We start from the raw sequence: 25,606 nt of genomic DNA, 5'->3' as shown, positions 1-25,606 counted from the left end.
TCGGCATCAGTTCGTATCTGAAGGCTTGCAGACGTTGCATGGGCGAAATGATACGCTTGGCCTATGGGACGCCTACGGCGTCCGCGCTATCCTTCCCCGGCCTGAAGGCCGAGGCTTGCCGCGCACCGGGTCAAAAAACCGTCCGCATCCAGCGCACCGACATCGCCGGTCCACAGCTACCCATCGCGCAGGGCGGCGGCGGTGGCCTCGGGGTTGCGCCAGTAGCCAGCCATCACGGTATCGCCGCGCACCAGCACCTCGCCGGCCTCGCCCAGCGGCAGGTCGCGCCCATGCGCATCCACCACGCGCACCTGCACCGGCGTCTGCGCCACCCCCACGGAGGCCAGCCGCTCGCGGTGGCGCGGGTGGCCGGTGTCGGTCAGGTGCCGCCGCGCCAGCGCGGTGATCACCATCGGTGATTCGCCCTGGCCGTAAATCTGCACGAAGCGCGGCCCCATCACGCGCAACGCGCGCTCGATATCGGCCAGGTACATCGGCGCGCCATAGACGATGGCATCACCCGGATCGATCGGGTCCACGTCCGCAAAGTAGGTCAACCCCATCGTCATCAGGTTGCGCTGCGTCAGCATCACCCCTTTGGGGCGGCCGGTCGTGCCGCTGGTGTAGAACAGCCAGGCCAGGTCGTCGGGCGCGCGATCCAGCGGCGGGTACGCGCTCCAGTCCGGCAGCGGCGCCAGCAGGGCGTCGGCCTCGGCCGACTCGGCATCCATCTGCCGCTGCAGTCCGCGCAGCGGGGCAGGCGCCACGTCGGCGGTGACGAAGCCCCAGCGCGCCCCACAGGATCTCCAGGTAGCGCGGGTGGTTGCGCATGAAGATCAGCACCCGTTCCCCCGGCTGCAGGCCCTGCTGGCGCAGGCGCTGCGCCAGCCCGGCGCAGCGAGCGGCCCACTGCGCATGGGTGGCCCAGCGATGGGGGCCATGGAAGATGGCGGGGCGGTCACCCGCCAGGCGGGCCTGCCGGACCAGCAGTTGCGCAAGGTGCATGGAATCTCCCGACGTAAAGCCACGACCTTAACGCCAGGCCCGCCCCACCTGCAACCCGAACAATCACGGCCCACGGCGGGAGGCCGTCGGTCAACCGATCCTTCAGGCCACGGTGTCGGCAGCCGTTTCCGCACGCAGGAACACGCGCGCCGTGCGGGGCGCCACGCGCACGGTGTCGCCCTCACGCAGGCCCAGGGCGGCCCAGCGTTCGGCCGGCACGTGGGCCTCCAGCACGGCAGGAACGGCACCACCGTCGGCTGGGGCCAGCGGCCGCAGTTCCAGCCGGGCCAGTGGGCCCACCACCAGGACGCGCTCCAGGCGCGCCGGCAGGCCTGTGCCATCGGCCAGCGGCGCGACGTCCAGCTCGTGCGGGCGCACATAGGCCAGGGCCTGGGCGTCGCGCGCGTCGGCATGTTCGGGCAGGTCCAGCGTCACACCGTCGCCCAGGTGCACCAGGCCCTCATGGACACGGCCGTGGAACAGGTTGACATCGCCCAGGAAGCCCACCACAAACGGACTGGCCGGCTGCTCCCAGACCTGCTGCGGGCTGCCCACCTGCTCGATGCGGCCGTGGTTCATCAGCACCACGCGGTCGGCCACCTCCAGCGCCTCCTCCTGGTCGTGGGTGACAAAGATGCTGGTCACGTGCAGCTCGTCGTGCAGGCGGCGCAGCCAGCGGCGCAGCTCCTTGCGCACCTTGGCGTCCAGGGCGCCAAACGGTTCGTCCAGCAGCAGCACCTTGGGCTCCACCGCCAGCGCGCGCGCCAGGGCGATGCGCTGGCGCTGTCCGCCCGAGAGCTGCGCCGGGTAGCGGTCGGCCAGCCAGTCCAGCTGCACCAGCTGCAACAGCGACATCACCTGGTCGCGAATCTGGCGCTCGGACGGGCGCTGGCCACGCGGCTTCATGCGCAGGCCGAAGGCCACGTTGTCGAACACCGACATGTGGCGGAACAGTGCGTAGTGCTGGAACACGAAGCCGACGTTGCGCTCGCGCACGTGGCGGTCGGTGGCGTCCTCGCCTTCGAAGCGGATGGCGCCGGCGTCGGGCGACTCCAGCCCGGCGATGATGCGCAGCAGCGTCGTCTTGCCGCAGCCCGACGGCCCCAGCAGGGCGACGAGCTCGCCCGAGTCGATGTGCAGGTTGACGTCGTCGAGCGCGACGAAATGACCGAAACGCTTGCTGATGCGCTGGACCTCGATGCTCATGCGCGGACTCCGGAAAGCGGGGAGGAAACGGGGAGCGCAGCGGCCCTGGTGGCGGGACGCCAGGCGTCGCCTGCGGTCTGCGGCCCGGCGCTGGGCCGCTCGGGCGGCAGCTCGGCCAGCGCGCGCCACTCGCGCTGCATGCGCCACTCGGCCACGGTCTTGATGACCAGCGTGACGAGCGCCAGCAGGGCCAGCAGCGACGCCACGGCGAAGGCCGCCACCGACTGGTACTCGTTGTAGAGAATCTCCACGTGCAGCGGAATGGTGTTGGTCAGCCCGCGGATGTGGCCGGAGACGACCGACACCGCGCCGAACTCGCCCATGGCGCGCGCGTTGCACAGGATGACACCGTACAGCAGGCCCCAGCGGATGTTGGGCAGCGTGACGTGCCAGAAGGTCTGCCAGCCGCTGGCGCCCAGCACCAGGGCCGCCTGCTCCTCCTCGTTGCCCTGCGCCTGCATCAGGGGGATCAGCTCGCGCGCGACGAAGGGGAAGGTCACGAACACGGTGGCCAGCACGATGCCGGGCACGGCGAAGATGATCTGGATACCATGCGAGGCCAGCCACGGCCCCAGCCAGCCCTGGGCGCCGAACACCAGCACATAGATCAGCCCCGCCACCACCGGCGAGACCGAGAACGGCAGGTCGATCAGCGTGGTCAACAGGGCCTTGCCGCGGAACTCGAACTTGGCGATCGCCCACGCCGCGGCGACGCCGAACACCAGGTTGAGCGGGACCGCAATCGCAGCCGTCAGCAGCGTCAGCCGCATGGCAGCCCAGGCGTCGGGCTCCTGCAAGGCGCTCCAGTAGGCATCCCAGCCCTTGCGCAGCGCCTCGGCAAACACGGCCAGCAGCGGCAGCACCAGGAACAGGGCCATGAAGCCCAGCGCCAGCACCGTCAGCGTCCAGCGCACCCAGGGCGCCTCGGTGGTCTGGGGGCCGCGCGCCCCGACGCGAGTGGAGGTCGGGATTCCCATGTCAGCTCCCCGCACGACGGCGCTGCCAGGCCTGCAGCGCATTGATGACAAGCAGCAGCGCAAACGACGCCAACAGCATCACAGTCGCCACCGCCGTGGCCCCGGCGAAGTCGTACTGCTCCAGCTTGCCGATGATGATCAGCGGCACGATCTCCGACACCATCGGCACGTTGCCGGCGATGAAGATCACCGAGCCGTACTCGCCCACCGCGCGGGCGAAGGCGAGCGCAAACCCCGTCAGCAGCGCCGGCAGGATGGTCGGGAAGATCACGTGGCGGAAGGTCTGCCAGCGCGTCGCGCCCAGGCACTGCGCGGCCTCCTCCAGCTCGCGCTCCGCGTCCTCCAGCACCGGCTGCACCGTGCGCACCACGAACGGCAGCCCGATGAAGATGAGCGCGATCACCACGCCAGCGGGCTGGAAGGCGAGCTGGATGCCCCACGGCTCCAGCCACTGCCCGATCCAGCCGTTGCCGGCCAGCAGCGCCGCCAGCGAGATGCCGGCCACCGCGGTGGGCAACGCAAACGGCAGGTCCACCAGCGCGTCGACCAGCCGCTTGCCCGGAAACCGGTAGCGCACCAGCACCCAGGCCACCAGCAGACCGGCCACCGCGTTGGCCATCGCCGCCAGCAGCGACGCGCCAAAGGTCAGGCGAAACGCGGCCAGCACGCGCGGCGCCGTCACCGCGTCCCAGAACTCCGTCCAGCCGAGCGTCAGCGTCTTGGCCACCAGCGCCGTCAGCGGAATCAGCACCACCAGGCTCAGGTAGATGACGGTGTAGCCCAGCGTCAGCCCGAAGCCCGGCAGCACCCGCCGCCCGGTGCTGCGCGGGACGGCCGGCCCCGTCGCGACAAGCGTGATCGCGGTCATGGCCTCAGCGCCCCGCGGTGTAGAGCTGGTCGAACTGGCCGCCGTCGTTGAAGTGCACCCGCTGCGCCTCGGCCAGGCTGCCGAAGTGCTGCTGCACCGTGAACAGCTTGAGCGGCTTGAAGGTGGCGGCGTACTTGCGCAGCACCGCCTCATTGCGGGGGCGGATGGCGTGGCGCGCCGCGATTTCCTGCGCCTCCTCGGTGTACAGGAAGTCCAGGTAGGCCTTGGCCAGATCGCGCGTGCCCTTCTTCTGCACGGTGCGCTCGACGATCGCCACCGGGTTCTCGGCCACGATGCTGACCGACGGGTGCACCACGTCGACCTTGCCGGCGCCAAACTCGCGGTCCACCGACACCACCTCGGACTCGAAGGTGATCAGCACATCGCCAATGCCGCGCTGCAGAAACACGCCCGTGGCATCCCGGCCGCCGCGCGCCAGCACCGGCACGTTGCGGTAGAGCCGCCGCACAAAGTCGGCCGCCTGCTCGGGCGTGCCGCCGCGCGCCAGCACCTGCCCCCAGGCGGCCAGGTAGGCCATGCGGCCATTTCCGCCCGTCTTGGGGTTGACCACCACCACCTGCACGCCCGGCTTGACCAGGTCGTCCCAGTCGCGGATGTTCTTGGGGTTGCCCTGGCGCACCAGGAACAGCATGGTGGACGTGGTGGGCGCCGCACCGTGCGGGAAGCGCTGCGCCCAGTCCTTGGCGACGACGCCGCGCTCGGCCAGGAAGTCGATGTCCGTGGTCGTGTTCATGGTCACGACGTCGGCGTCCAGCCCGTCCGCCACGGCACGCGCCTGGGCGCTGGAGCCGCCATGCGACTGCTGCACCGTCACGTCACGGCCGCTGGTCTTCTTGACGTGCGCGACGAAGGCGGCATTGATGTCCTTGTAGAACTCCCGCGCGACGTCGTAGGAGGCATTGAGCAGGGTGGCCGACTGGGCGTGGACCGGCGGGGTGGCGGTCAGGCCGGCGACCAGCGCCAGGGCAGACAGGGGGGCGGCCCACAGGCCACGGGTGAAGGAGCGGCGTCGCATCGGGAATTCCTCCGGCGGGTCGGATGACATGGCCGGGGATTCTGAGCGGCGCACCTCAAAACTCAAACGATATTTTTCTGATTTCTTTATTGCCTTTAGGCATATCAAGCCGATTGGGAGGCCAGCGCCGCCAGCACCAGGCACGCACTGGCGCCAAACGTCAGGTGGCGGCGCAGGCGCGGGTACCACGGCGCCACCGGGCCCGGCGGGCAGACCGCCGCCTCCAGCAGCCGCCACAACAGCAGGCCCGCGACCAGCGCGCCGTAGCCGACCCGGGGCCCGGTGAGCAGGCCCGCGGTCATCGCCGCCGCGGCCCACAGCGAGGGCAACACCGACCAGCCCAGGCGCGCCGCCACCCGATCTGCCCCTGCCTGTGCGCCCCAGCCCCAGTGGATGCCGCCCAGAAAGCTCAGGATGGCCCCGCCATAGCACAGCAGCGCCGCGCCGATGGCCGCCTGGGCAAAGCCCGAGGCCAACCACGCGCCGGCGGCACCGGCGGCAAACGGCAGCAGACCACCGTACCCCAGCCAGGCGGCCGCGGCCGGCAAGGGGGCGGTACGGTCGGGATCGTCGCGGTCATCGAGGGCCATGCGGGTGCTTCCTGCGGCAAGTCATCGGAAAACGGGGGGCATGCCGGCGTCATCGAGCAGTTCGGCGGCGGCGCGGTCGAGTCCGGCCGCGTCCAGCGCGGTCACGGGCAGCACGCGCCCAGCCGCCGTTCGCTCCTGCGAACGCCGGTACAGCGGGTCGTAATGGTGCGTCATCAGCTCGGCAAACAGCTCCGGCAATCGCCCCGCCTGCGCCCAGTCCTGCCAGCGGGCGAGCGTGTCGTTGGACTGCAGGCCGCGCAACGCCGACAGGCGCAACGCCAGCGCCTGCGGATCGCGCCCCAGCCAGACATAGTCCTGCAGCACCAGCGCCAGCCGCGCGGCGAACGGCACTTCCACCTGCACGCGGGGGGCACGCTGCAGCGCGGCGGCCATCGCCTCGGGCAGTTGCACGGCGCCGATCTTGCGGCTTTCGGCCTCCACCCACACCGGCCGCGCGGGGTCGAAGCGCCGCAACGCATCGACCAGCGCGGTGTCGAAGGCCTTCTGGCTGGGCTGCGGCTGCCCGTCGGGCCACGCGCCCAGGATGGAGCCGCGGTGGCGCGCCAGCGCCTCCAGATCCAGCACCTGCGCCCCGCGGGCGGCCAGGGCCTGCAGCAGCCGCGTCTTGCCACTGCCGGTCGGACCGGCGATCACCCGCCAGTCCAGCGTCGGCGGCAGGGCGTCGAGCTGCTCCACGACCCAGCGCCGGTAGCCCTTGTACCCCCCCTGCAACTGCGCCGCGGCCCAGCCGATCTGGCGCAGCCACAGCGCAAACGAGCCGCTGCGCTGCCCGCCGCGCCAGCAGTACACCAGCGGGCGCCAGCGCGCGGGCCGGTCCTGCATGACGGCCTCGATGTGGCGGGCGATGTTGCGCGCCACCCAGGCCCCGCCGATGCGGCGCGCCTCGAAGGCGCCGGTCTGCTTGTAGAGGGTGCCGACGATGCGGCGCTCCTCATCGTCAAGCACCGGCAGGTTGATCGCGCCCGGCAGGTGGTCGAGCGCAAACTCCGCCGGGCTGCGGGCGTCGATCAGCGTGTCGAACGCACCGATCTGATCCAGGGTGACAATATCCGGTTTGGCGGCCATGGCAAGGCTGCAAATACTGCCGTACGGCAAATGGGACGACGATGAACACCGAGACACGTGACCCGAACCGACTGACCGCCTGGGCCCACGGCGGCGGCTGCGGCTGCAAGATCGCTCCGGCGGTGCTGCAGCGGCTGTTGGCCCAGGTGCCGCCGCACCTGGCGCCCCCCGAGCTGCTGGTGGGCACGGCCACCAGCGACGACGCCGCAGTCTACCGCCTGCGCGACGACCTGGCGTTGGTGGCGACCACCGACTTCTTCACGCCCGTCGTGGACGATGCGTTCGATTTCGGCGCGATCGCGGCCACCAACGCGCTGTCGGACGTGTACGCGATGGGCGGCCAGCCCCTGCTGGCGCTGGCCCTGGTGGGCATGCCGATCAACCAGCTGCCGGAGGCCGTGATCGGCCGCGTGCTCGAAGGCGGGGCCGCCACCTGCCGGGCCGCGGGCGTGGTGCTGGCCGGCGGCCACTCCATCGACACCGTGGAACCGATCTACGGCCTGGCCGCGATCGGCACGGTGCACCCGGATCACATCAAGACCAACGCCGGCGCACGGCCCGGCGACGTGCTGGTGCTGGGCAAGCCGCTGGGCGTGGGCGTGCTGTCCGCCGCCCTCAAGAAAGGCCTGCTGGACGCCGACGGCTACGCCCAGATGCGGCGCTGGACCACGCTGCTCAACCGCGCGGGGGCGGTGCTCGGGCCCCTGCCCGGGGTGCATGCCATGACGGATGTGACCGGCTTCGGACTCGCCGGCCACCTGCTGGAGATGTGCCGCCCCGCCGGCCTGCTGGCCACCGTGGACAGCGCGGCCCTGCCCGTGCTCGAGATCAGCCGCGCGCTGGTGCGGCAGGGCATTGGGACCGGCGCATCGGGCCGCAACTGGGCCAGCTATGGCGAGTCAGTGAACCTATCGGCCCTGCCCGAGGGCGACCGCGCCCTGTGGCAAACCCTGGTGACGGACCCGCAAACCAGCGGCGGCCTGCTGGTGGCGTGCGCGCCACCAGCGCTGGAGGCCGTGCAGGCCGCGTTCGCGCAGGCGCAGGGCCAGCCCGGCTGGGTGATCGGGCAACTGCAAGCCGCTCCCGCGGGGACGTCGCCCGGCCTGCGCCTGCGCTGACCCCACCCGGGGTTCAGCGCGCCGCGCCCCGGATCGCCTCTACCATGGCGCGGGTGTTGTGGCGCATCAGCGCCAGATAGTCCGGCGCGGGCCCGCCCGCAGGGGACAGCGCATCCGCGTACAAGGGGATCGGCGACGGGCGGACCCCCGTCTCGCGCGCAATCTGCTCGATCAGCCGGGCATCGGCCAGCCGCTCCACGAAAATCGCGCGCACCTGCTCACGCTGGATCTGGCGGATCAGCCGCGCCACCCCCGCCGCCGACGGCTGGCTGTCGGTGGACACCCCCTGCGCGGGCAGAATGCGCACCCCGTACGCGCGGGCGTAGTACCCCAGTGCGTCGTGCGAGGTGACCACTTTGCGCTGCGCGGGCGGGATCGCGGCCCAGGCCTCGCGGATCTCCCGGTCCAGCGCCTCCAGCGCCTGGGTGTACGTGGCGGCACGCGCCCGGTAGTGCTCACAGCCGGCCGCATCCGCGGCACACAGGGCCTGGGCGATGCGCTGCACATAGCCCATGGTCTGCCGCACATCCTGCCAGGCGTGGGGGTCGGCCTCGCCGTGGGCATGACCGTGCGCATGGCCATGGTCGTGGCCGGCGGCCTTCAGCGGCTCCATCCCGTCCGTCACGCGCACCACGGCGCCACGGTAGGCGGCATTGCGCAGCAGACGCTCCATCCAGCCCTCGAAGCCCAGCCCGTTGAGCACCACCAGCCGGGCAGCGGCCACCCGCCGCACGTCCGCCGGCGACGGTTGGAACACATGCGCATCGGCATCGGGGCCCACCAGCGCATCGACCTGCACCCGATCGCCCCCCACCTGGCGCACCAGGTCGGCCAGAATACTGAAACTGGCGACGACGGGCAAAGCCCCTTCCGCCCGGACCGCCGACACCCCCGCCAGCATCGACACGGCCACCCCACCCGCCCAACGCATCAGCCCGCGCCGCGACCACCCCTCGACCCCCACGGATTGCAGCATGCACACACTCCCATCAGTGGCGCGCGGGCGCTGCGGCCTTGGCGGCAGCGTCGAATCCGCCCTTGGCCTTCCACTCCTCCATGCCGCCCTGGAGGATGCGCACATTGTCCCAACCCGCCACCCGCAGCGCAAAGCCCGCCTGCGCCGACAGGGAGCCGGTGTTGCAGTAAATCAGCACCATGCGGTCGCGGGGGATTTCGCTGCGGCGTGCCAGCACCTGGCGCCAGTCCATGTGGATCGCCCCGGGGATGTGCCCCTTGGCGTACTGGGCCGCATCGCGGGCGTCGATGACCAGAATGCGGGCCCACTCCTCCTTCGGGATCTGCTCGGCAAAAATCACCCCGCCGCCGTAGTCGACGAAGTCCAGATAGGCCGCCATCTCGTCGATCACGGCGGCCTTGTTGTCGGCGTGGGCCACGGGGGCCAGCGTCAGGCTGGCCAGCAAGGCGGCGGCAAGGGCATAAGGGCGCAGGCGCATGTGTCATATGTCAGATGCTTGGGAAAGGAGAAGCCCGTCTTGGTGGACAGCGTCGACGTGTCGTTGTTGAGCGCGCCCACCAGCGTGTCCAGCATCAACGATTCGAAGGCTCGATAGAGGCGGATGATCGCCAGATCGTGACACCACGAGACATGTTCATCCCCGAGGCCCGCCGATGCCGTCAGGAAGGCCAGGATCTTGTCGGCTTCGGCCTTGAACTCGTTGGCCGAACCCTTGATGCTCTTCTTCTTGGGCATGTGTGGCGGACCTACGAGGCGCTGCGCTGAGCGGCTACACCGCACTGCCTGCAGGTCGCCGAGGTCAGGTCGGGCTCGGTACTGCCGCCACCAGACCAAGACGTTTCGAACCGCTCGAACGTTGCGCCAGATTGCCAGTGCGATCCGCTCCAGTTCGATCCCTTGTCGAGTACGTTCGCCTTCTCAACAGCGCCGCACTTCGGGCAGGTCAGTCGGTATGTGGTTTTGTCGATGATCCCCACGGCGGCCCCTATTCGCCGGTCTCGAACTCAGCGTTCTTGAACTTCAGCACGTTGCAGTTTTCCTTCACGGCGCGCTGCAGTCCATCGTCGAACCCGGTGGCCGATTCGGCCTGGATCTCGATGGCGATCTTCACCTTGACGCCGGGGCGCATGGTGAACTGCTGAACGACCTCGTCGACCAGATCGGCGAACTGCTTCTTCGCCAGGAACGGGTCGAGCTCGATGCTGCCGTAGAACTGCTTCTTGATCGATTGCCCCGCGATGCCGCCGCCCGTGGCATAGCCACCCTTGGCCGAGTCCTCCGCGCGGGGCATGCCGCCGCCGGTGGGAACGGTCGTCGTTGCCCCACCGCCGCTGGCGTCGGCGGCCTTCGCACGGGAGGCCTCTTCCGCCGCGCGCAGCGCCTCCATGTAGGCTGCTGCGGCGACAGGCTCGATCAGCAACAGCGACGCGTCCATGATGAGCGAGGTGCGCTTGCCGTAGCTGAAGCCGATGTAGCGACCATCTTCCTTGCCCTGGGCGAAGCCGAAGAACTCACGGCTCTCAGCGCCCGCGGCCATCGTGTTCTGGAACACGGTGTCGTCTTTCAGGCGGGGCAGGTAGAGCTGCTGGCAGCTCTGCTGCCAGACGGTGAGCGCCGGAACGTCCTTGACGTCATCCTTCCAGAACCAGTCCTTCAGCACTTTGGCCAAGTGGATCGGAGCCCATTCGCTGATGAGCAGCTCGTTCTCCTTGAGGACGCGTTCAATTTCCTGTGACCAGTTCTGCGCGCCCGGGTTGAGTGGAAAATGCTCCCACATCACCTCAGACAGACCTTTGCCCGGCCGCGCCTCTTGCACCGGGGCCAGCAGCCACTTATAGGTCTCACGAATCATCCGCCGCACGGTTTCCTCGGCCTGCTCCAGGCTGGCTTGCGCCTGCTTGGCCATCAGGTTGTCGAGGACGATGCGGTTGTCTTTGTAGTCGCCGACGATGCTGCGCCATGCCAGGAACGAGCGCACGTGGTCCTTCAGGCGGCTGACGCTGTCGTAGTCCGCTGCCACGAAGATCAGGCGGTTCTGCTTGAAGCGGGGCTGGTCGCCGCGCTTCTTCAGGATCTCGGTGGCGCGCTCCACTGCCAGGCTCTGGCCGCTTTTACTGAAGGCCGCATCTGGCGGCAGCACCACCAGCCGCAATGCCCAGTCGTCCGGCACGTCGCCGCTGCCAGTGAAGATGTGGATGCCGCCGAAGACGCCGCTGGCAAAGCTGCGCTGCACGCGCTCTCGGATCGTGGGGAACACGTCCTCCTTGTCCTGGAAGCGGCGCTTGCGCTCTTCCATCTCGCGCCGCAGGTTCGGGCGCGTGTCCAGCCAGAAGCGGTTGTTGGCGTGGTTCAGGTAGTGCAGCCGGTCGGAGAGGCGCCTCAGCGCATCCTTGTAAAGATTGACCTGCTGGCCGGGCTGGGCGACACCCAGCAGCACGCGCTCCAGCTCCAACCCCCGCACCAGCTGGTTGGACGCGATCTGGACGGAATGCGGAGCGCTGCCCAGGAAAATCGTGCGGGCAGTGCGGCGGCAGGCCTGCACGCTACCGAAACGGGTGTCCTTGTTCTCGATCTCCCAGGTCTCGGAGCGCTCGCCATCCACGTCGCGCTCGATCACTGGGTCCCAGCCCTGCGGCAGGTAGTAGATGGCCTCGTTGCGCGTGTCGGCATCCATCAGCGGCACGCTGCCAGGCATGATCAACGGGTCGTTGTTGCCGTCCTTCCACAGGCGATGGATAACCTTGGCCATCAGCTTCAGCACGCCGCGGGTGCGCTGGAAGTTGTCCAGCGTGGACCAGTCCTCGTACAGGCGGTCGAACACCTCGGGGTGGATGGGATAGGCGTGGACCAGGCGCTCGAAGTACTTGCTGTCCTGCGTCTCCTGGGGAAAGTCCTCGCGGTGGGCGATGTAGTAGTCCGCGAACGCGCGGCAGACCGACTCCATCGCCAGCTTGTCGTTGATGTTGGTAAAAAGGCGGCGGCGCACGATCTCGAACGCTTCCTCGGTGGCCACCGGCTTCCACAGTGCCTGCACGCGGCCGAAGTAGTGCGAAAGCGAAGCCAGCGCCTTCACACCGCGCTGGCTGCCGGCTTCCTTGTCCGATTCGGGCAGCGAGGCCAGCAGCACGGCAGTGGGCACGGCCTTCAGCGCCTCGGTGAGCGCCTGTACGAACGACAGGTTCGAGTCGAACGTTCCGCCGGTGAGCGTCTTGCCCTCCTCGAACTGGCGCACGTAGGCCACCAGCTCGTCGATGAGGATCACGCATGGCGCGCAGCGCGCGAGCAGCGTTTCCAGCACCGCCTTGCCCGGCGACGTGCCCGAGGCGTCCGCGTCGGCCACCAGGGCGTAGCCTTCGGCGCCACCGAGTTGCCACGCCAGGTCGCCCCACAGCGTGCGGATCGTCTGCCCCTCGCGCTGCACCGGCTGGTTGGGCGAGGACTTGATGCCGTCCAGCACCGCGATGCGGGCGCGCGGCAGCTCGGTGATGCCGGCGGCATCCAGAATGGCTGGGATGCCCGGCAGGTCGCTGACCGGCACCTCGCCCTTGGCCAGGTGGTAGACCGCCAACATCGTGTGCGTCTTGCCGCCGCCGAAGGCCGTCTGCAGCTGGATGACCGGGTCGCCCCCCTTGCCTGACAGCCGCTTGACCACCGAGTCGAGCAAGAGGCGCATGCCCTCGGTGATGAAGGTGCGCGCAAAGAACAGTGCCGGATTCTGGTATTCGGTCGTGGCCGTGCGTTCATGGACGCGCGAGAGGTCGGCTGCGAACTCGGCCTGCTGGAACGTGCCACGGAGCACGTCTTCGTGTGGGACAACGATCTCGCGCCAGGGTTTGAGGGTCATGGGGCCATACCTCCTGCGGATGCAGCCAGTTGCTGAACACCAGACACGAAAACCCGGAAACTGGCCGACCGGGTGTCATCGACGGCGAGCAATCGCGCAAGTCGCCGCGCTGCGTCCTGTTTCTGGAATTCCGGAATCACCCGAGCCAACTCACGCGACGGTTTCGCGCACGCATCGGGGTCATTGTGGCGGCGGGCCATTCGCTTGATCGCTTTGGCCCTCGATGGATAGGTCCCCGCCAATGCGTCGGGTTGCGCGAGATACCACGCTTCCAGTTCCTGGCACACCAAACGCACCAGCACGTGACGAGACGCACCCTGGCACAGGCCCAACAAGCGGGCCTTGAGCGCTGCGCAATTGGCGCCGTCGTTGTCACGCACGATGACGAAGCGCGCCCCTGGCTCCCGCCACGCCGAAAGCTTGCGGGCGATGCTTTTCTCGAGATCCGATTTTCCCTCGTGCGGCACGAGCAGAAAGTGCTCTTCATGGCACCAGCCGGGAATTAGGCGCGGCAGAAATTCGACCAGAAAAGCCTTCATCGACGGCTCTTCGAGCAGAAAGATCACCCGACCGGTCATCGATTGAGCCCCTCGAACAAGCCCTGCTTCCAGAGGTAGCCGGGCAGATCGCCCGCTTCGACCAAGGCGCGCAGGTTTTCCGAGTCGCTGGCGTGCGTGATGGTGGTAAAGCCACCTTCCTTCTTCAGGCAGTAAATCTCGTCGAGCTGCAAGGCGTTCAGGAAATCCGGCGAATGCGTGGACACGAACACCTGGCCGCCGCGCTGCGCATAGGCGCGGAACTCCTCTGCCAGCTCCGGCAAGAGCTCGGGGTAGAGCTGGTTTTCCGGCTCCTCCACGGCCAGCAAGGGGAAGGGCTTCGGGTCGTGCAGCAGCACCAGATACGCAAACATCTTGATCGTGCCGTCCGACACGAAGCGGGCGATGAAAGGATCCTTGAAGCTGCCGTCCTGAAAGCGCAGCACCAGACGTCCGTCTTCCGTTGGCTTGGCATCGATGTGGCTCACGCCCGGCACGCGCCGCTTCATCGCCTCCAGCACGGCGTCGAAACGCTCGCGGTGGTAGGTGTAGAGGTACTGCGCCACCTGCGCCAGGTTGTCGCCGCGGGTGGACAGATGCTCGGCGTAGCCCTCTTCGGTCGATGGCCGCGCCTCGGCAATGTGAAAGTCCGAAATCTGCCAGTGCTCGATCAGGCTGCGAAACTCCGCCACCACGCGGAAATCCTTGAACTGCCCCAGGCCCTTGATGGCCAGCACGTCGGGCTCGTCCAGCGCGTATTCGGCCCGGTGCTCTTCGGCGCCTTCCTCGCCATACTGCTGCTCGTTGGTGATGGCCGTGCCGCGGCCGCGCGAAAAATCCACGAAATGCCAGGGCTTGCCGCGCTGGCCACGGCGGAACTTGAGCACTTCGCGCTCGACCATGATCCGCCCGTCAACTTCATCCACCGCCAGCTCATAGGTGGCGAGCCGCCCGCCTGATTCCCGGAACTTGATCTCGATGCGCACCGGGCCGCTCTGGCCGCGGCTTCTGAGCTCGCGCATGCCGCCGCGGCGCGCCACCGCCTTGCCGGCATTGAAGGCCAAGGCATCCTTGAGGAACGAAAACACATCGAACAAGGTGCTCTTGCCTGTGCCATTCGCGCCGACGAGCGCGACCAGGCGCGGCAGTTTGTCCAGCCGCGCGTGGCGGAACGCGCGGTAGTTCTCGATCTCGATCGCTTCGATCTGCATGTGCCTGCTCCTCAGATGTCCAGTTGCGCTTGCGAGCCGACCACGCCAGCTTCGCTGGCCGCTTGCTCGATGGCGCTCCAGGCGGTGACGAGTTCGTTGTAAGCCCGGGCGTCCTCGGCCCAGCCTTTGCGCTCGCACAGGGTGTAGAGGCGGTAGGCCAGCGCGCGGATGGGTTCGGCACGGGCTGGCATGCGGGCGAGCAGCGCGCCGGCGGCCGACTCACCCTCCCGGTTGAGCGCGCGGATCATCTGGTGCAGTGCCTCCCACACCGGGGTGCGGCTGTCCGTTTCGGGCGACCAATCGGCCGAAAGCTCCTGCCACTTCAGCAGGCGCACGCTGCCCTTGGCCGCTTCCACCACGCCCGCTTCCACCAGGCCAGCAACCGCCGTGCCCTTGGCGCGGGCCAGCACGTCGGCCTCACCGAACTTGCCGCTCGCCCATCCCTGCTGCTCGAACCAGTGCAGGCAGAACTGGGTGTCGTGGTCGAAGTCATCTTCCGCCAGGAAGCGGTTGATGAGCTGCAGCGCGGTGCGCACGCTCATGGGCGTGCCGTCGGCTTCCAGCACCGCCGCGTACTGGCTGAAGATCGCCATGCCGGGGCCGATGATGGCTTGCGACAGGTCCACCGGGGCGACGGGAGAGTTCACGCCACCGCGGGTCATCTCGTACAGCGCCTCGGGCAGCGTAGCGTTGAGTTCGCGCATGAACTCACGGCGGCTGACCGTGGGCGCATCCGGCGCGCGCTTGCGGCAGACCAGCACGATGCTGGAGGCGAGGGCGTTTACTTCACCCTTCAACCCACGAGTGCGCTCAGTACGAATTGGCCAAGTACCTGTAATGAAAAAGCCGGCGCCTATCACGGCTTCCAGAAAGGTCTCCCAACCGGTGCTGCTAGTGCCGGTCTCGTCGGTGGTTTCGCTTTGCTTGAAGGCGTAGTAGATGGTGACCGGAAAGGCCGGGTGCGCCTGCTCGGCCAGATTCCGAATGGCGCGGGTCATGCCCTCCAGAAAAAAGGCTTCTGCCGCCTCCTTGCTGCCGTGGCGGTAGGGCGTGGCCACCAGCTCCTCGGCCTTGGGCACGGCGAGCGTGGCGAAGAGACCCGGAAAGATGGGCTTGAGGCAGCGGCGCAGCCAGACGTAGAAGAAATCCGATAGGTCGGCGTAGCCGATATTGTCGTAGTAGGGAGGGTCAGTGGATACGACCTTGCCCTGAGCAACACTTTGAGTTTGTGCGTCAGCCTGAAAAGCAAAACCGTGAGATCCAAATGAACAAATGGCTGACGCTGGCCATTCTGTAGTTGCAACTATATTTAGAGAACCATAGATAGGGTTTGACTCAGCAAAATCCCATACCATTGGGATTGCTTGACGGCCGAAAGCCTGAGCAACGTTTTCATTGGTTTTATTCCAACTGCAAATAGTGCAGCCATAACGAGAAATTTGGCTAATCCCGCAAGCCAAATACACCCCCACCGCCTGCGCATACGCCGTCGCGCCGGTGCCGCCGGCGTCCAGCCCGATGCCATCGTCGGTCATGCCGGCGGCCAGCGCATCCTGCCGGCACTTTTCGATGGCCTCCTGCACCAGGTCGGAGAACGTGGTCAGCGCCACCAGTTGGCGGGGGGTGAAGAGGTCGCCCCATTCGGTCAGACCGTAGGGAACGCATGTGCCCCCCGTAAGGCGGGCAGGCACATTACCGGAGGGCTTCCAAGTGGGCTGCGCCTGTCGAGCGGCATCCTCGTGTTCTTGAGTCGGTGCCAGATAGACGCGACCACGCGCGCCTTCGGCGACGATAGCCATCAGCCTTGCGCCCATGCGCCCGGCCTGCCCCTCGCCCTTGATGTAGTCGCCGCCGATGGGCATGTCCGACAGCACACAGCGGAAGTTTGCGCCACGACCGGCGGCTTTGGTTCCGTCCTTCGCTTCTTCCGGCGGCGTGCCCACCCTCACCGTAAAACGGTACTGGTCGCCCTCCACCACCGGCTGCACATACGCCTCCTTGCCCGCCTTGCTGGAGAGCACGAAGGTCGATGCCAGCGGAACATCGACGTGGCTGAACGCCGGGTTCGGGCTCTTTACCGTGCGCGCCCACAACCAGGCGATCACGGTGAGCTTCTGCCCGACCAAAGGCTTGAGGTCTGGCCGTTCGCGCGCCATCTCGGCGGTGACTGCGATCTTGGGGTAGAGGTGGCCGATGCGCTTTTCGGCTTGCTCGCGCATCCAAGCGCCATAGCGGCGCACATCCTCAGCCAGCCCGCGCGAGCCGCGCCAGTCTTCATGCAACTTGGCCTGCTTCTCGCCCGGGGGCAGAGGCCCCACCGGCGCGCGGCCGGCAAAACGCGGCGGGATTTCGATCATCGCCTTGTTGATCGTCACCGCCACGGGGTTGAGGTCAGACGCCCAGGCTTCCAGCCCCAGGCGCTGCGCCTCCAGCGGGATGGCGCCGCCGCCGGCAAACGGGTCGTGGAAGGCGGGCAGCTTGTCCGGATTGAACAGCTCGGCTGCCTGCGGATGGTTCTTGTTAAGTTCGCAGGTCTCGCGCCAGGAGCGGCGGATCTCGGCGCGGGCGCGTTCGAGGACTTCCTCGTTGTTGGTGTTCTCCCACTGCACCAGGTCTTCAATGATCTTGAACAGGCGCTCGCGCTCAGCGGCGGCCTTTTGCTTGTTGACGCCGCGGCCCAGGTGGCGTTCGTAGCCGGGGTCGTTGACCATCTGCGCGAAGATCACGGCCCGCGCCGCCGCCAGCGGCCGGCGCGCCCACCACAGGTGCATGGATCTGGGGTGACTTTTTAGGAAAGGATTCTTTTCCTGCTCACACCCTGAACTGATGGCGTCCAGCGGCAGGGCGACTTCGATGAGTTTTTTGGGGGTTTTGATGGCGGTCATGTTGCAAACCTTTTAGCGCCAGGTGGCCGGGCGTGCGAGCACGTAGCCATCGGGCTTGGTGAGTTGTTCGGGCAGCTGGCTGGCGCGCAGCTTGTCTTCACCAATGTTGAGGTAGCCGTTGGCGCAGCGCTTGAGGCTCGACTGTTTCAAGCCGAAATAGAGGTTGAAGCCGTCCACGTAGGCCGTCACGCGCTGCATGGCTGGCCTCCGGAAACGCTGCTCGGCTTGACAGCAGAGCCTGGTCTGACGACAATATGGCGCATTAACCCCGCCGGAGATAGCATCTCCGGCCCGACGCCTCCCTCGGGAGGCGTCTCTTCTTGCAGCCCCGCCAAGGTGAGCAGCCCTGGCCCGACGCCCTCCCCGTGAGGGCGTTTCTGTTTCTGAGGGCAGCCCAGGCTCACAGCGAGCCCTCCGCGGTCGTGGCGCGCGCGAGCAGCGCGTCCAGGTCCAGGTTGATGCTGGTCACCGCCCAGTCGGGCTCCTGGGTGAAGGGCTTGCGGATGTAGTACGGCCCTTCATGCTGGTCGCCGTCCACGAGCACGATGGCCAGGACGAACTTGTCCGCCTGGTTGAGGCCATAGAGGATCTCGTTGCGGGTGACGGTGATCGTGGTCTGGCCCTTGGCGCGACCTTTGACCTCGATGTGGCGCGAGGTGGGCAGACGGCCGTCGAGGGCTTTGGGGATGCTGGTGACGTCCCAGCCGCACTTCTGCGCCGAGACGTCGATGACCTCATGGCCCAGCGCGCGTTCGGCGTTCATCACCGCCTGCATGGCGATGTGCTCGATGCGGCTGCGTGCGTCGGCATCCGCCGACCAGCCGGGCTCGCCCTTGCGCTGCAGCAAGAGGCCCGCCGGGATCACCAGCGCACCGCCCAGCACGACCGGTGTGGCGGAGACCACATGACGCATGGCCAACAGCTCCTTCTCGCGCGATTCGCGGCGTGCGGTCAGGTCGTCGATGGTGCGGCGCACGTTCTCCAGCGTCAGGCGCACATCCTTGCCGGCAGCGATGTCCTCCTGCAGCTTGATGTAGCGGTCGGACCAGAAGTTGATTTCCTTGACCAGACGCTCATGCACAGCAGCCAAGGTCTTGTCCACCGCCTGCTCGCGGCGGGTGCGCACTTCATCGAAGTGTTCGGGCACCAGAAAGCTTCCGGCATGGGCCAAGGCCTGTTGCTCTAGGTCTTTGGCGATCCACGGGGCGGCCAGCACGTCTTCGATCAACTCGAGGTCGGCAGGCGCAATGGGCTCCAGGTCCAGGTGGGGCGCCCAGCCGGCGTTGATGGCGTGTCCCTGCGGGTCGATCTCGACGAACTGCATGCGACGCGAGACGATGCGCGCGGGGTCTGCCCCTTCCTTGACGGCGTGATCGACAATGAACATCACCTTCGGGGTGATGCCCATATCACTCGGGTCCACCAATACCGCCCCTTGCTTGAGCTTGTTGCGGTGAGCTTCCAGCACAAGGTCGGTGACCGCCTGCATCAAGGGGTGACCGGGATGGATGAGGCTGGCCATCGGGGCGCCGACACGGTCGGTCAGCCGCACGTACTGCTTCTCGAAGCAGACGCGCTCGTAACGGCGTAGCACCGGGTCGGCATTGCGGCGGTCGCGGCCGGTGATTTGCCGGTCGCGCTCGCGGATGATGGCCGGGACGTTGGTGATTTCGTAGCGCCCAGGCTCACGCGGGCGCAGCTCGCCGCCCAACTGCTGGAAAGCCTGCTTGAAGAAGGCGCGGATGAAGAAGGGCTGCAGCTTGCGGGCCTCGGCCTTTTCCATTTCCTCCTTCACCGCGAACAGGCGCTTCTCGTCCATCACCTCTTCGCACAGCGCATTGCGTTTGATGATGTTTTCAAGGTGCTGGGTGTCCAGCGCGCCTTCCACCTTCTTGAGCAGGCGGGCTCGGACTTCGGGATCCGAGCCGTAGCGGATGGCCTCGATCAGCAGGTCCTTGAGGGGCTTGTCCTCGAAGACCTCGCCCAGGATGTCGAACACACGGCCGCCCAGGGCCTGGCGCTCCACCTCCAGCTTCTCGAACAAGCGCTGGAAGACGTCGCCCTCGCGGGTCTCGGCGGCCACCATGTTCCACAGGTGGCAGACCTCAGTCTGGCCGATGCGGTGGATGCGGCCAAAGCGCTGCTCCAGGCGGTTGGGGTTCCAGGGTAGGTCGTAATTGACCATCAGGTTGGCGTTTTGCAGGTTCACGCCTTCGCCCGCCGCGTCCGTGGCCAGCAGCACGCGCACCGTGGGGTCGTTGCGGAACAGCTCCTGCACCTTGCGGCGCTCTTCGCGCTTGACCCCACCGTGGATCATCACCACGGCTTCTTCGCTGCCGATGAGGCCGCGGATCTTCACCGCCAGGTAGTTCAGCGTGTCGCGGTGCTCAGTAAAAATGATGAGCTTGCGCTGTCGCCCCTCGGCGTCGCGCATCTCCGGCGTGTCTTGCAGCAGGCGGGAGAGCTCATCCCACTTGCGATCCTGACCGGAATGCACCACCTGGCGGGCCTGCTCTTCCAGGCCTTCGAGGATGATGATCTCGGCCTCCAGTTCCTGGATGGTCTGGGCCGCCGTGGCCTGGTCGACCACGGCCTCTTCGAAGTTCTCATAGTCCTCGGGCGACAGGGCGTCGGCAGCTTCCCACACGTCGTCTGGCAGGCCGTTGTTGCCACCCAGCGTCTCGGCCAGTGACTGGCCGCGCTGACGGAGTTTTTCTTCCTCGACGCGGCGCTTGAGCTTGTTGCGCCGCCGTTTAAGCGACTGATAGATGGCCTCCGGGCTGGAGGCCAGGCGGCGCTGCAGCGCCGTCAAGGCGAAGCCCACCGTGCCCTTGCGCCCACTGTCGGCCAACTGGTCGGCCTTGTTGAACTGCTCCTTGACGTAATCGGTGACGGCCGCGTACAGGGCGGCTTCGAGGTCGGAGAGCTTGTAGTTGACGGTGTAGGCCCGGCGCTCGGGGAACAGCGGGGTGCCGTCGAACTTGAGCAGTTCCTCCTTGACCATGCGACGCATGAGGTCGGACACGTCCACCTTGTGCGCGCCGTCACGGAACTTTCCGTAGAAGCGGTCGGCGTCCAGCAGCGACATGAACAGCTGGAAGTCCTCTTCCTTGCCGTTGTGCGGCGTGGCCGTCATGAGCAGGAAGTGGCGGGTGATCGAGCCCAGGAGCTCGCCCAGCTGAAAGCGCTTGGTCTTGTTGACCTTGTTGCCGAAGTAGCTGGCCGAGAGCTTGTGGGCTTCATCGACCACCACCAGGTCCCAGCGCGACAGGCGCAGCTTCTCCTGGAGGTCTTCAGCGCGGGCCAGTTGATCGACGCGGGCGACCAGCAAGTCATGGTCGTCGAAGGGGTTGCCGCTGCGCGACTGTTCGACTTGCTCCCGCGAGAACAGCGCAAACGACAGGCCGAACTTCTCGAACATTTCGTCCTGCCATTGCTCGACCAGGCTGCCGGGGGCGACGATCAGCACGCGCTTGGCATCCGCGCGCATCAGCAGCTCGCGGATGAAGAGGCCCGCCATGATGGTCTTGCCAGCACCGGGGTCGTCGGCCAGCACGTAGCGCAGCGGCTGGCGCGGCAGCATCGACTCGTAGACCGCCGTGATCTGGTGCGGTAGCGGCTCCACGTTCGACGTGTGCACCGCCATCATCGGATCGAACAGGTGGGCCAGGTTGATCCGGTAGGCCTCGGTGGCGAGCTTGAACTCCTCGCCCGGGGCGTCGAAGGCCCAGGGGCGGCCGGCCTCGGCCAACGACAGGTTGGCCTCGTCTGTGCGGAACAGCATCCGCTCGCGCAGCGAGCCGTCGGCGGTCTTGTAGTAAACGGTGAGGGCGTTGTCACCGACCGGCTCTGTCGTGACGATGCGCACGACCTGCCCGGGCTCCAGGCCCGAGATGGCCGCGCTCTTCTGGATCTGTTCGAGCTTCAGCACGCTCAACCCTCCTTGCTTGTCGTGTCGTAGCCCGGGGCGAGCACCAGGTTCGTGACGCCGTACAGCGCCTGGCGATTGCGCAGCCACAGGTGATACTCGCCACCCTTGAGGCTGTGGTCTTCGGTGCAGTCCACGTTCCAGCGGCGCAACAGGTAGCCGGCCATCGCCGCACGGGTCCGCACCTTGAGCACGCCGCCGTCCATGCCGTACTCGGCCTCGATGGTGTCGGGGTGCTGCACGTTGGCCGGATGCGGCACGAGCTCGAGCTCGGTGATCCGGTTCCACTGGATGTCCTGATCGGGCTTCTCGTGGTCGGCCACAGGGCCGGGCAGGATGCGGGCGGCGTCGAGGCGTCCCAACACGAAGTCGCGGAACTCACCGCTGCGCCGGTCGAAGGCGCGGACGTGCCAACGAAGGCCGCTGTCGGCCAGTGCGAACGGGACGATCTCCCGGGTCGTCAGCCCGCTCGACAGTGCGCGATAGGCGACCTCAACAGCGGCGCCTTGGTGAATGGCGCGGGTCAGGACGGACAGCAGATCCAGATCAATCTTGCCCGGCAGGCTGGTGCCCTCCTGTGCCACGACACCCTTCCAGCGGATGGGCTCGCCGTCACCGTAGCCCTGGGACAACCAAGTGAGGATCCGCTCGGCGGGGAAGTCAAACAGGGGGCGGAACCAAGCGGCACGGACGTAGACCTTGCCCTTGGTGTCGTACTCCATATTGCCTGGGGCCAGCTCCTTGTACTGGGCGATGTCCCGCGTGGCCGCCGCAGCCTGGATGCCGAAGCGCGTCACCAAGTCCTGGCGGCGGATCTCGCCAACAAACCGCAGGCGCAACTCGACGAACGCGAGCCGGTCGCGTTGCGCCTGGGTCATTTCCGGGAGTCGGTCGCTCGACATGGTTGTAGTGGCTCGGTTGCTTAGTGGTGAGCATACGAGCATCCAGATCGAACGTCAATACAGATACAAGCACGCCGTAAGTGCGGCTTAAAAAGATGATGATGTAACTGTGCGAGGCGAGAGTTGGCTGGCTGGTAGCTGAGGGAGTCGTTCCGAGGCCCAAGCCGCGGCGCTCGGCCGATGGCCGTGGCCGATTCGTAGAAATGGCCGCCCTCAAGGGCGTTGGCTTGCCATCGGACGCTATCGACGGACGCGGGTTCGGTTCCGTGTTCCGCCACCAAAACCCAAAATCCCAACCCTTATCGGTTGGGATTTTTTTGCCCTGAGCGCCAGTGTTGGCGCGGTTCCGGCCCGTTGCCTCGTGAGCGCTGCACCGCCAAACGACGCCGTTTCGGAGTACTTCTCGCCTCTCTGCTGCCGTTTTTCTCTGCTGGGCTCGTGAGCGTTCACCGAGCCAGAGCCAGCACTGGCGCGGGTTTCCGGCTTCCGGGTTGCGATTGTGAATTGGTCGGCCGTTGGTTACCGAATCTGCACTGCTCACCTCGTCTTGCATCAAGGTACGGCGAGCTCGGCGGCAGATACTGGTTGAGACAGTTCGCACAGGATGAACCGATGCACGCTTCTTCCAGCGAGCGATGGTGGAGACACTCACGCCAAAGCGCTGGGCCAGAACCCTCATGGGCTCCTTGCTGACCTGGATCTCGGCGCGGATCCTGGGTGTCGTGGTGGCGTTCTTGTGCAGCCTCAGATGCATCGTTTCAGCTCCAGCATGACCTCTCGGGCCAAGAGTAAACTACGGCGTGAACCAATTAACCAATCATCCGGGACACGACAGCTACATCCACAAAAATGCGACCAAACGCCTGGCCGCCATCGGCAAGCTCGCGTTCGAAGTGATTCCGCAGGACCCGGCCCGGGCAGAGTACCGGCCGGGCCAGACACTCGGACCGGAACACAAGCACTGGTTCCGTGCCAAATTCTTCCAGCAATACCGGTTGTTTTTTCGATTCCACGCCCAGGCCAGGGTGATCGTTTACGCCTGGGTCAACGACAAAGGGACGCTGCGGGCGCACGACAGCCCCCACGATGCCTATCGGGTCTTTCGCCGGATGCTCGACAGTGGTCGACCGCCGTCGGACTGGGACCAGTTGCTGGCCGAAGCACGCGCCGAGCCCATGCGCCTGGATCGGCTGGCAGGCCCCCCGCTTTCTGGCCTGCGGGGCTAGACTCGGCCTGAACCGAGGGGCATCCGGCCGGGGGCCGCCTACTCCACCGTCACGCTCTTGGCCAGGTTGCGCGGCTTGTCCACATCGGTACCGCGCAGGCAGGCGGTGTGGTAGGCCAGCAGCTGCAGCGGCACCGCGTGCAGGATCGGGCTCAGGTCCCCGTAGTGCTCCGGCATGCGGATGACGTGCAGGCCCTCGCCGCTGGCGATGCGCGTGTCGGCATCCGCCAGCACATAGAGCACCCCGCCGCGCGCGCGCACCTCCTGCATGTTGCTCTTGAGCTTTTCCAGCAGCGCGTCGTTGGGCGCCACCGTCACCACCGGCATCGCGCCGGTCACCAGCGCCAGCGGCCCGTGCTTGAGTTCGCCGGCCGGGTAGCCTTCGGCATGGATGTAGCTGATTTCCTTGAGCTTGAGCGCCCCCTCCAGCGCGATCGGGTAGTGCGGCCCGCGGCCGAGGAACAGCGCGTGCTCCTTGCCGGCGAAGTCCTCGGCCCAGCGGATGACCTGCGGCTCCAGCGCCAGCACCGCCTGCAGCGCCGCCGGCAGGTGGCGCAGCGCGCGCAGGTGGCGCGCCTCGTCCTCGGCCGTCAGGCGCCCCTTGGCCTGCGCCAGCACCAGCGTCAGCAGGAACAGCGCCGCCAACTGCGTCGTGAACGCCTTGGTGCTGGCCACGCCGATTTCCGCCCCGGCGCGCGTCACGTAAGCCAGCTCGCACTCGCGCACCATGGCGCTGGTGGCCACGTTGCAGATCGCCAGCGTCTGGCGCATGCCCAGCGCCTGCGCGTGGCGCAGCGCGGCCAGCGTGTCGGCGGTCTCGCCGCTCTGGCTAACCACCACCACCAGCGTGCGCGGGTCGGCCACGCTCGTGCGGTAGCGGTATTCGCTGGCGATCTCCACCACCGTCGGCACGCCGGCGATCGCCTCCAGCCAGTAGCGCGCCACGCAGCCCGCGTAGTGGCTGGTGCCGCAGGCCAGGATCAGCACGCGGTCGATCTCCGCAAACACGCGCCAGGCCGCGCGCGAGCGGATGCCGTGGTCGTCGAACAGCTCCGGCACGATGCCCTCCACGCCCTCCAGCGTGTCGGCCAGCGCGCGCGGCTGCTCGAAGATCTCCTTCTGCATGTAGTGGCGGTAGGGGCCCAGCGCCACGTCCTGGCTGCCCACCTGCACGGTCCTGACCGGGCGTGCGGCGCTGTCCAGGGCGCGGCCGTCCGCCCCCACGATGCGGTAGCGCCCCAGCGCCACATCGACCAGATCCCCCTCGGCCAAGAACACGATGCGGTCGGTGACGCCCGCCAGCGCCAGCGCATCGCTGGCCACGTAATGGGCCGCCGGGCCATCCGCCGCGGTGCCCAGCCCCAGCACCAGCGGCGAGCCGGCGCGTGCCCCCACCAGGCGCTGCGGCTCGTCGTGGTGCAGCACCGCAATCGCATACGCGCCGTGCAGGCGGGCCGTGGCCGCGCGCACCGCCTCCAGCAAATCGCCGTCGTACAGGCTGTCGATCAGGTGCGCGATGACCTCGGTGTCGGTCTGGCTCTCGAACACATAGCCGCGTGCCTGCAGCTCGGCGCGCAGGGCTTCGTGGTTTTCGATGATGCCGTTGTGCACCAGCGCCACCCGCGCCGGCCGTTCGCCCGCGCGCACCCCGGGCCCATGGCTGACGTGCGGATGCGCATTGGCCGTGGTGGGCGCGCCATGCGTCGCCCAGCGCGTGTGGGCAATGCCCGTGGCCGCGCGCAGCCCCTCCGCCTGCACCTGCGCGCGCAGCTCGGCCACCCGTGCCGTGCTGCGCGCGCGCGCCAGCCCGCGAGCCGCCGCCTCGACCGGAGTCATCCGCCCCGCGGCGTCGGCCAGCGGCGCCCCCTGGTGCACGGCCAGCCCGCACGAGTCATACCCCCGGTACTCCAGCCGCTGCAGGCCTTGCACCAGCACCCCCACCACGTCCGTGGTGCCCACCGCCCCGACGATTCCGCACATCGATCCGTCCTCCGCATCGTGTCATGCCAAGCCGGTAGGGTACCGATTCGGTCGAGTCATGGGTTTACATTTTTCACTCAATAGAGTAATTTTTTTGCAGTCTTTGGTCGTCCCTGAAAAATTCATTTTCACGCCGCCCTTAGCCGCAGCTGGGCAGGGTTGGCGCCACTGGACTCGGTTGGCCGCCGCTGGGCGAGCCACCGGCCGATGAGGCGCACGGCCGCAATGAGGCG

The 25,606-nt window shown here is 67.4% G+C and carries 19 protein-coding genes and 2 pseudogenes; 2 read left to right on the top strand and 19 right to left on the bottom strand.

Annotation, left to right across the window (positions count from 1 at the left end; all coding sequences use genetic code 11):
* Positions 1-179: 179 nt before the first annotated feature.
* From Tfont_RS12420 to mnmH, 7 genes and pseudogenes are all read right to left on the bottom strand, one after another.
* Positions 180-1,005, bottom strand: a pseudogene (locus Tfont_RS12420) (AMP-binding protein); the annotation flags it as partial.
* A gap of 102 nt (positions 1,006-1,107) precedes the next feature.
* Positions 1,108-2,211: a sulfate/molybdate ABC transporter ATP-binding protein gene (locus tag Tfont_RS12410; RefSeq protein WP_058616758.1), complete on the bottom strand. Its 1,104-nt coding sequence runs from the start codon at positions 2,209-2,211 to the stop codon at positions 1,108-1,110.
* Positions 2,208-3,188 carry a sulfate ABC transporter permease subunit CysW gene (cysW, locus tag Tfont_RS12405; RefSeq protein WP_143969670.1) on the bottom strand — a complete coding sequence of 327 codons (981 nt, stop codon included), beginning with the start codon at positions 3,186-3,188 and terminating at the stop codon, positions 2,208-2,210. Before cysW ends, Tfont_RS12410 begins: the two co-directional genes overlap by 4 nt.
* Before the next feature lies 1 nt (position 3,189).
* Positions 3,190-4,056 (bottom strand): sulfate ABC transporter permease subunit CysT, encoded by an 867-nt coding sequence (cysT, locus tag Tfont_RS12400; protein WP_058616760.1) that lies wholly within the window; start codon positions 4,054-4,056, stop codon positions 3,190-3,192.
* 4 nt (positions 4,057-4,060) lie between these two features.
* On the bottom strand, positions 4,061-5,092 hold the full coding sequence (locus Tfont_RS12395; protein WP_082668502.1) for a sulfate ABC transporter substrate-binding protein: 1,032 nt from the start codon (positions 5,090-5,092) through the stop codon (positions 4,061-4,063).
* 104 nt (positions 5,093-5,196) lie between these two features.
* Complete coding sequence (locus Tfont_RS12390; protein WP_058616761.1) at positions 5,197-5,682, bottom strand: DUF3429 domain-containing protein; 486 nt, start codon at positions 5,680-5,682, stop codon at positions 5,197-5,199.
* A 21-nt stretch (positions 5,683-5,703) separates the two neighbouring features.
* Positions 5,704-6,768 (bottom strand): tRNA 2-selenouridine(34) synthase MnmH, encoded by a 1,065-nt coding sequence (mnmH, locus tag Tfont_RS12385; RefSeq protein ID WP_143969669.1) that lies wholly within the window; start codon positions 6,766-6,768, stop codon positions 5,704-5,706.
* Positions 6,769-6,809: 41 nt separating this feature from the next.
* On the opposite strand from mnmH, the gene selD reads away from it, so the two are divergent.
* Entirely contained in the window at positions 6,810-7,886 is a 1,077-nt protein-coding gene (selD, locus tag Tfont_RS12380; RefSeq protein WP_143969668.1) for a selenide, water dikinase SelD, read from the top strand.
* Between the two features lie 13 nt (positions 7,887-7,899).
* On the opposite strand, the gene Tfont_RS12375 is transcribed toward selD, so the two are convergent.
* The 11 genes and pseudogenes from Tfont_RS12375 to Tfont_RS12325 form a co-directional block, all read right to left on the bottom strand.
* On the bottom strand, positions 7,900-8,862 hold the full coding sequence (locus Tfont_RS12375; RefSeq protein WP_260682385.1) for a metal ABC transporter solute-binding protein, Zn/Mn family: 963 nt from the start codon (positions 8,860-8,862) through the stop codon (positions 7,900-7,902).
* A 13-nt stretch (positions 8,863-8,875) separates the two neighbouring features.
* On the bottom strand, positions 8,876-9,340 hold the full coding sequence (locus Tfont_RS12370) for a rhodanese-like domain-containing protein (RefSeq protein ID WP_143969667.1): 465 nt from the start codon (positions 9,338-9,340) through the stop codon (positions 8,876-8,878).
* Complete coding sequence (locus tag Tfont_RS12365; RefSeq protein ID WP_143969666.1) at positions 9,292-9,597, bottom strand: hypothetical protein; 306 nt, start codon at positions 9,595-9,597, stop codon at positions 9,292-9,294. The genes Tfont_RS12370 and Tfont_RS12365 overlap by 49 nt, the downstream gene beginning before the upstream one ends.
* 250 nt (positions 9,598-9,847) lie before the next feature.
* Positions 9,848-12,706, bottom strand: coding sequence for an ATP-binding protein (locus Tfont_RS12360; RefSeq protein ID WP_143969665.1), 2,859 nt, complete (start codon positions 12,704-12,706; stop codon positions 9,848-9,850).
* Entirely contained in the window at positions 12,703-13,272 is a 570-nt protein-coding gene (locus Tfont_RS12355; protein ID WP_260682384.1) for a DUF4276 family protein, read from the bottom strand. Before Tfont_RS12355 ends, Tfont_RS12360 begins: the two co-directional genes overlap by 4 nt.
* An 8-nt stretch (positions 13,273-13,280) precedes the next feature.
* Entirely contained in the window at positions 13,281-14,453 is a 1,173-nt protein-coding gene (locus Tfont_RS12350; RefSeq protein ID WP_143969663.1) for an AAA family ATPase, read from the bottom strand.
* A gap of 11 nt (positions 14,454-14,464) precedes the next feature.
* Complete coding sequence (locus Tfont_RS12345) at positions 14,465-17,338, bottom strand: DUF1156 domain-containing protein (RefSeq protein ID WP_143969662.1); 2,874 nt, start codon at positions 17,336-17,338, stop codon at positions 14,465-14,467.
* A 12-nt stretch (positions 17,339-17,350) separates the two neighbouring features.
* Positions 17,351-17,536 carry a hypothetical protein gene (locus Tfont_RS12340; protein WP_185974532.1) on the bottom strand — a complete coding sequence of 62 codons (186 nt, stop codon included), beginning with the start codon at positions 17,534-17,536 and terminating at the stop codon, positions 17,351-17,353.
* Between the two features lie 202 nt (positions 17,537-17,738).
* A complete protein-coding gene (locus Tfont_RS12335) occupies positions 17,739-21,269 on the bottom strand; it encodes a helicase-related protein (protein WP_143969661.1) in 3,531 nt (1,176 codons plus the stop codon).
* 2 nt (positions 21,270-21,271) lie between these two features.
* The gene (locus Tfont_RS12330) at positions 21,272-22,168 is read right to left on the bottom strand and encodes a WYL domain-containing protein (RefSeq protein ID WP_143969660.1); all 897 of its coding nucleotides are present in this window, start codon (positions 22,166-22,168) and stop codon (positions 21,272-21,274) included.
* A gap of 604 nt (positions 22,169-22,772) precedes the next feature.
* Positions 22,773-22,922, bottom strand: a pseudogene (locus Tfont_RS12325) (IS481 family transposase); the annotation flags it as partial.
* Positions 22,923-22,968: 46 nt separating this feature from the next.
* Here Tfont_RS12325 and Tfont_RS12320 point away from each other — a divergent pair.
* Positions 22,969-23,394 carry a type II toxin-antitoxin system YhaV family toxin gene (locus tag Tfont_RS12320; RefSeq protein WP_143969659.1) on the top strand — a complete coding sequence of 142 codons (426 nt, stop codon included), beginning with the start codon at positions 22,969-22,971 and terminating at the stop codon, positions 23,392-23,394.
* Between the two features lie 38 nt (positions 23,395-23,432).
* Here Tfont_RS12320 and glmS read toward each other — a convergent pair whose 3' ends face one another.
* Positions 23,433-25,373, bottom strand: a complete 1,941-nt coding sequence (gene glmS / locus Tfont_RS12315; protein WP_143969658.1) for a glutamine--fructose-6-phosphate transaminase (isomerizing) — start codon at positions 25,371-25,373, stop codon at positions 23,433-23,435.
* Positions 25,374-25,606: the final 233 nt, after the last annotated feature.

Origin of the sequence: Tepidimonas fonticaldi (assembly GCF_007556755.1) — a bacterium.
Lineage (GTDB): Bacteria > Pseudomonadota > Gammaproteobacteria > Burkholderiales > Burkholderiaceae_C > Tepidimonas > Tepidimonas fonticaldi.
Note: the sequence above shows the minus strand (reverse complement) of the source record. Positions and strands in the feature narration are given on the sequence as shown.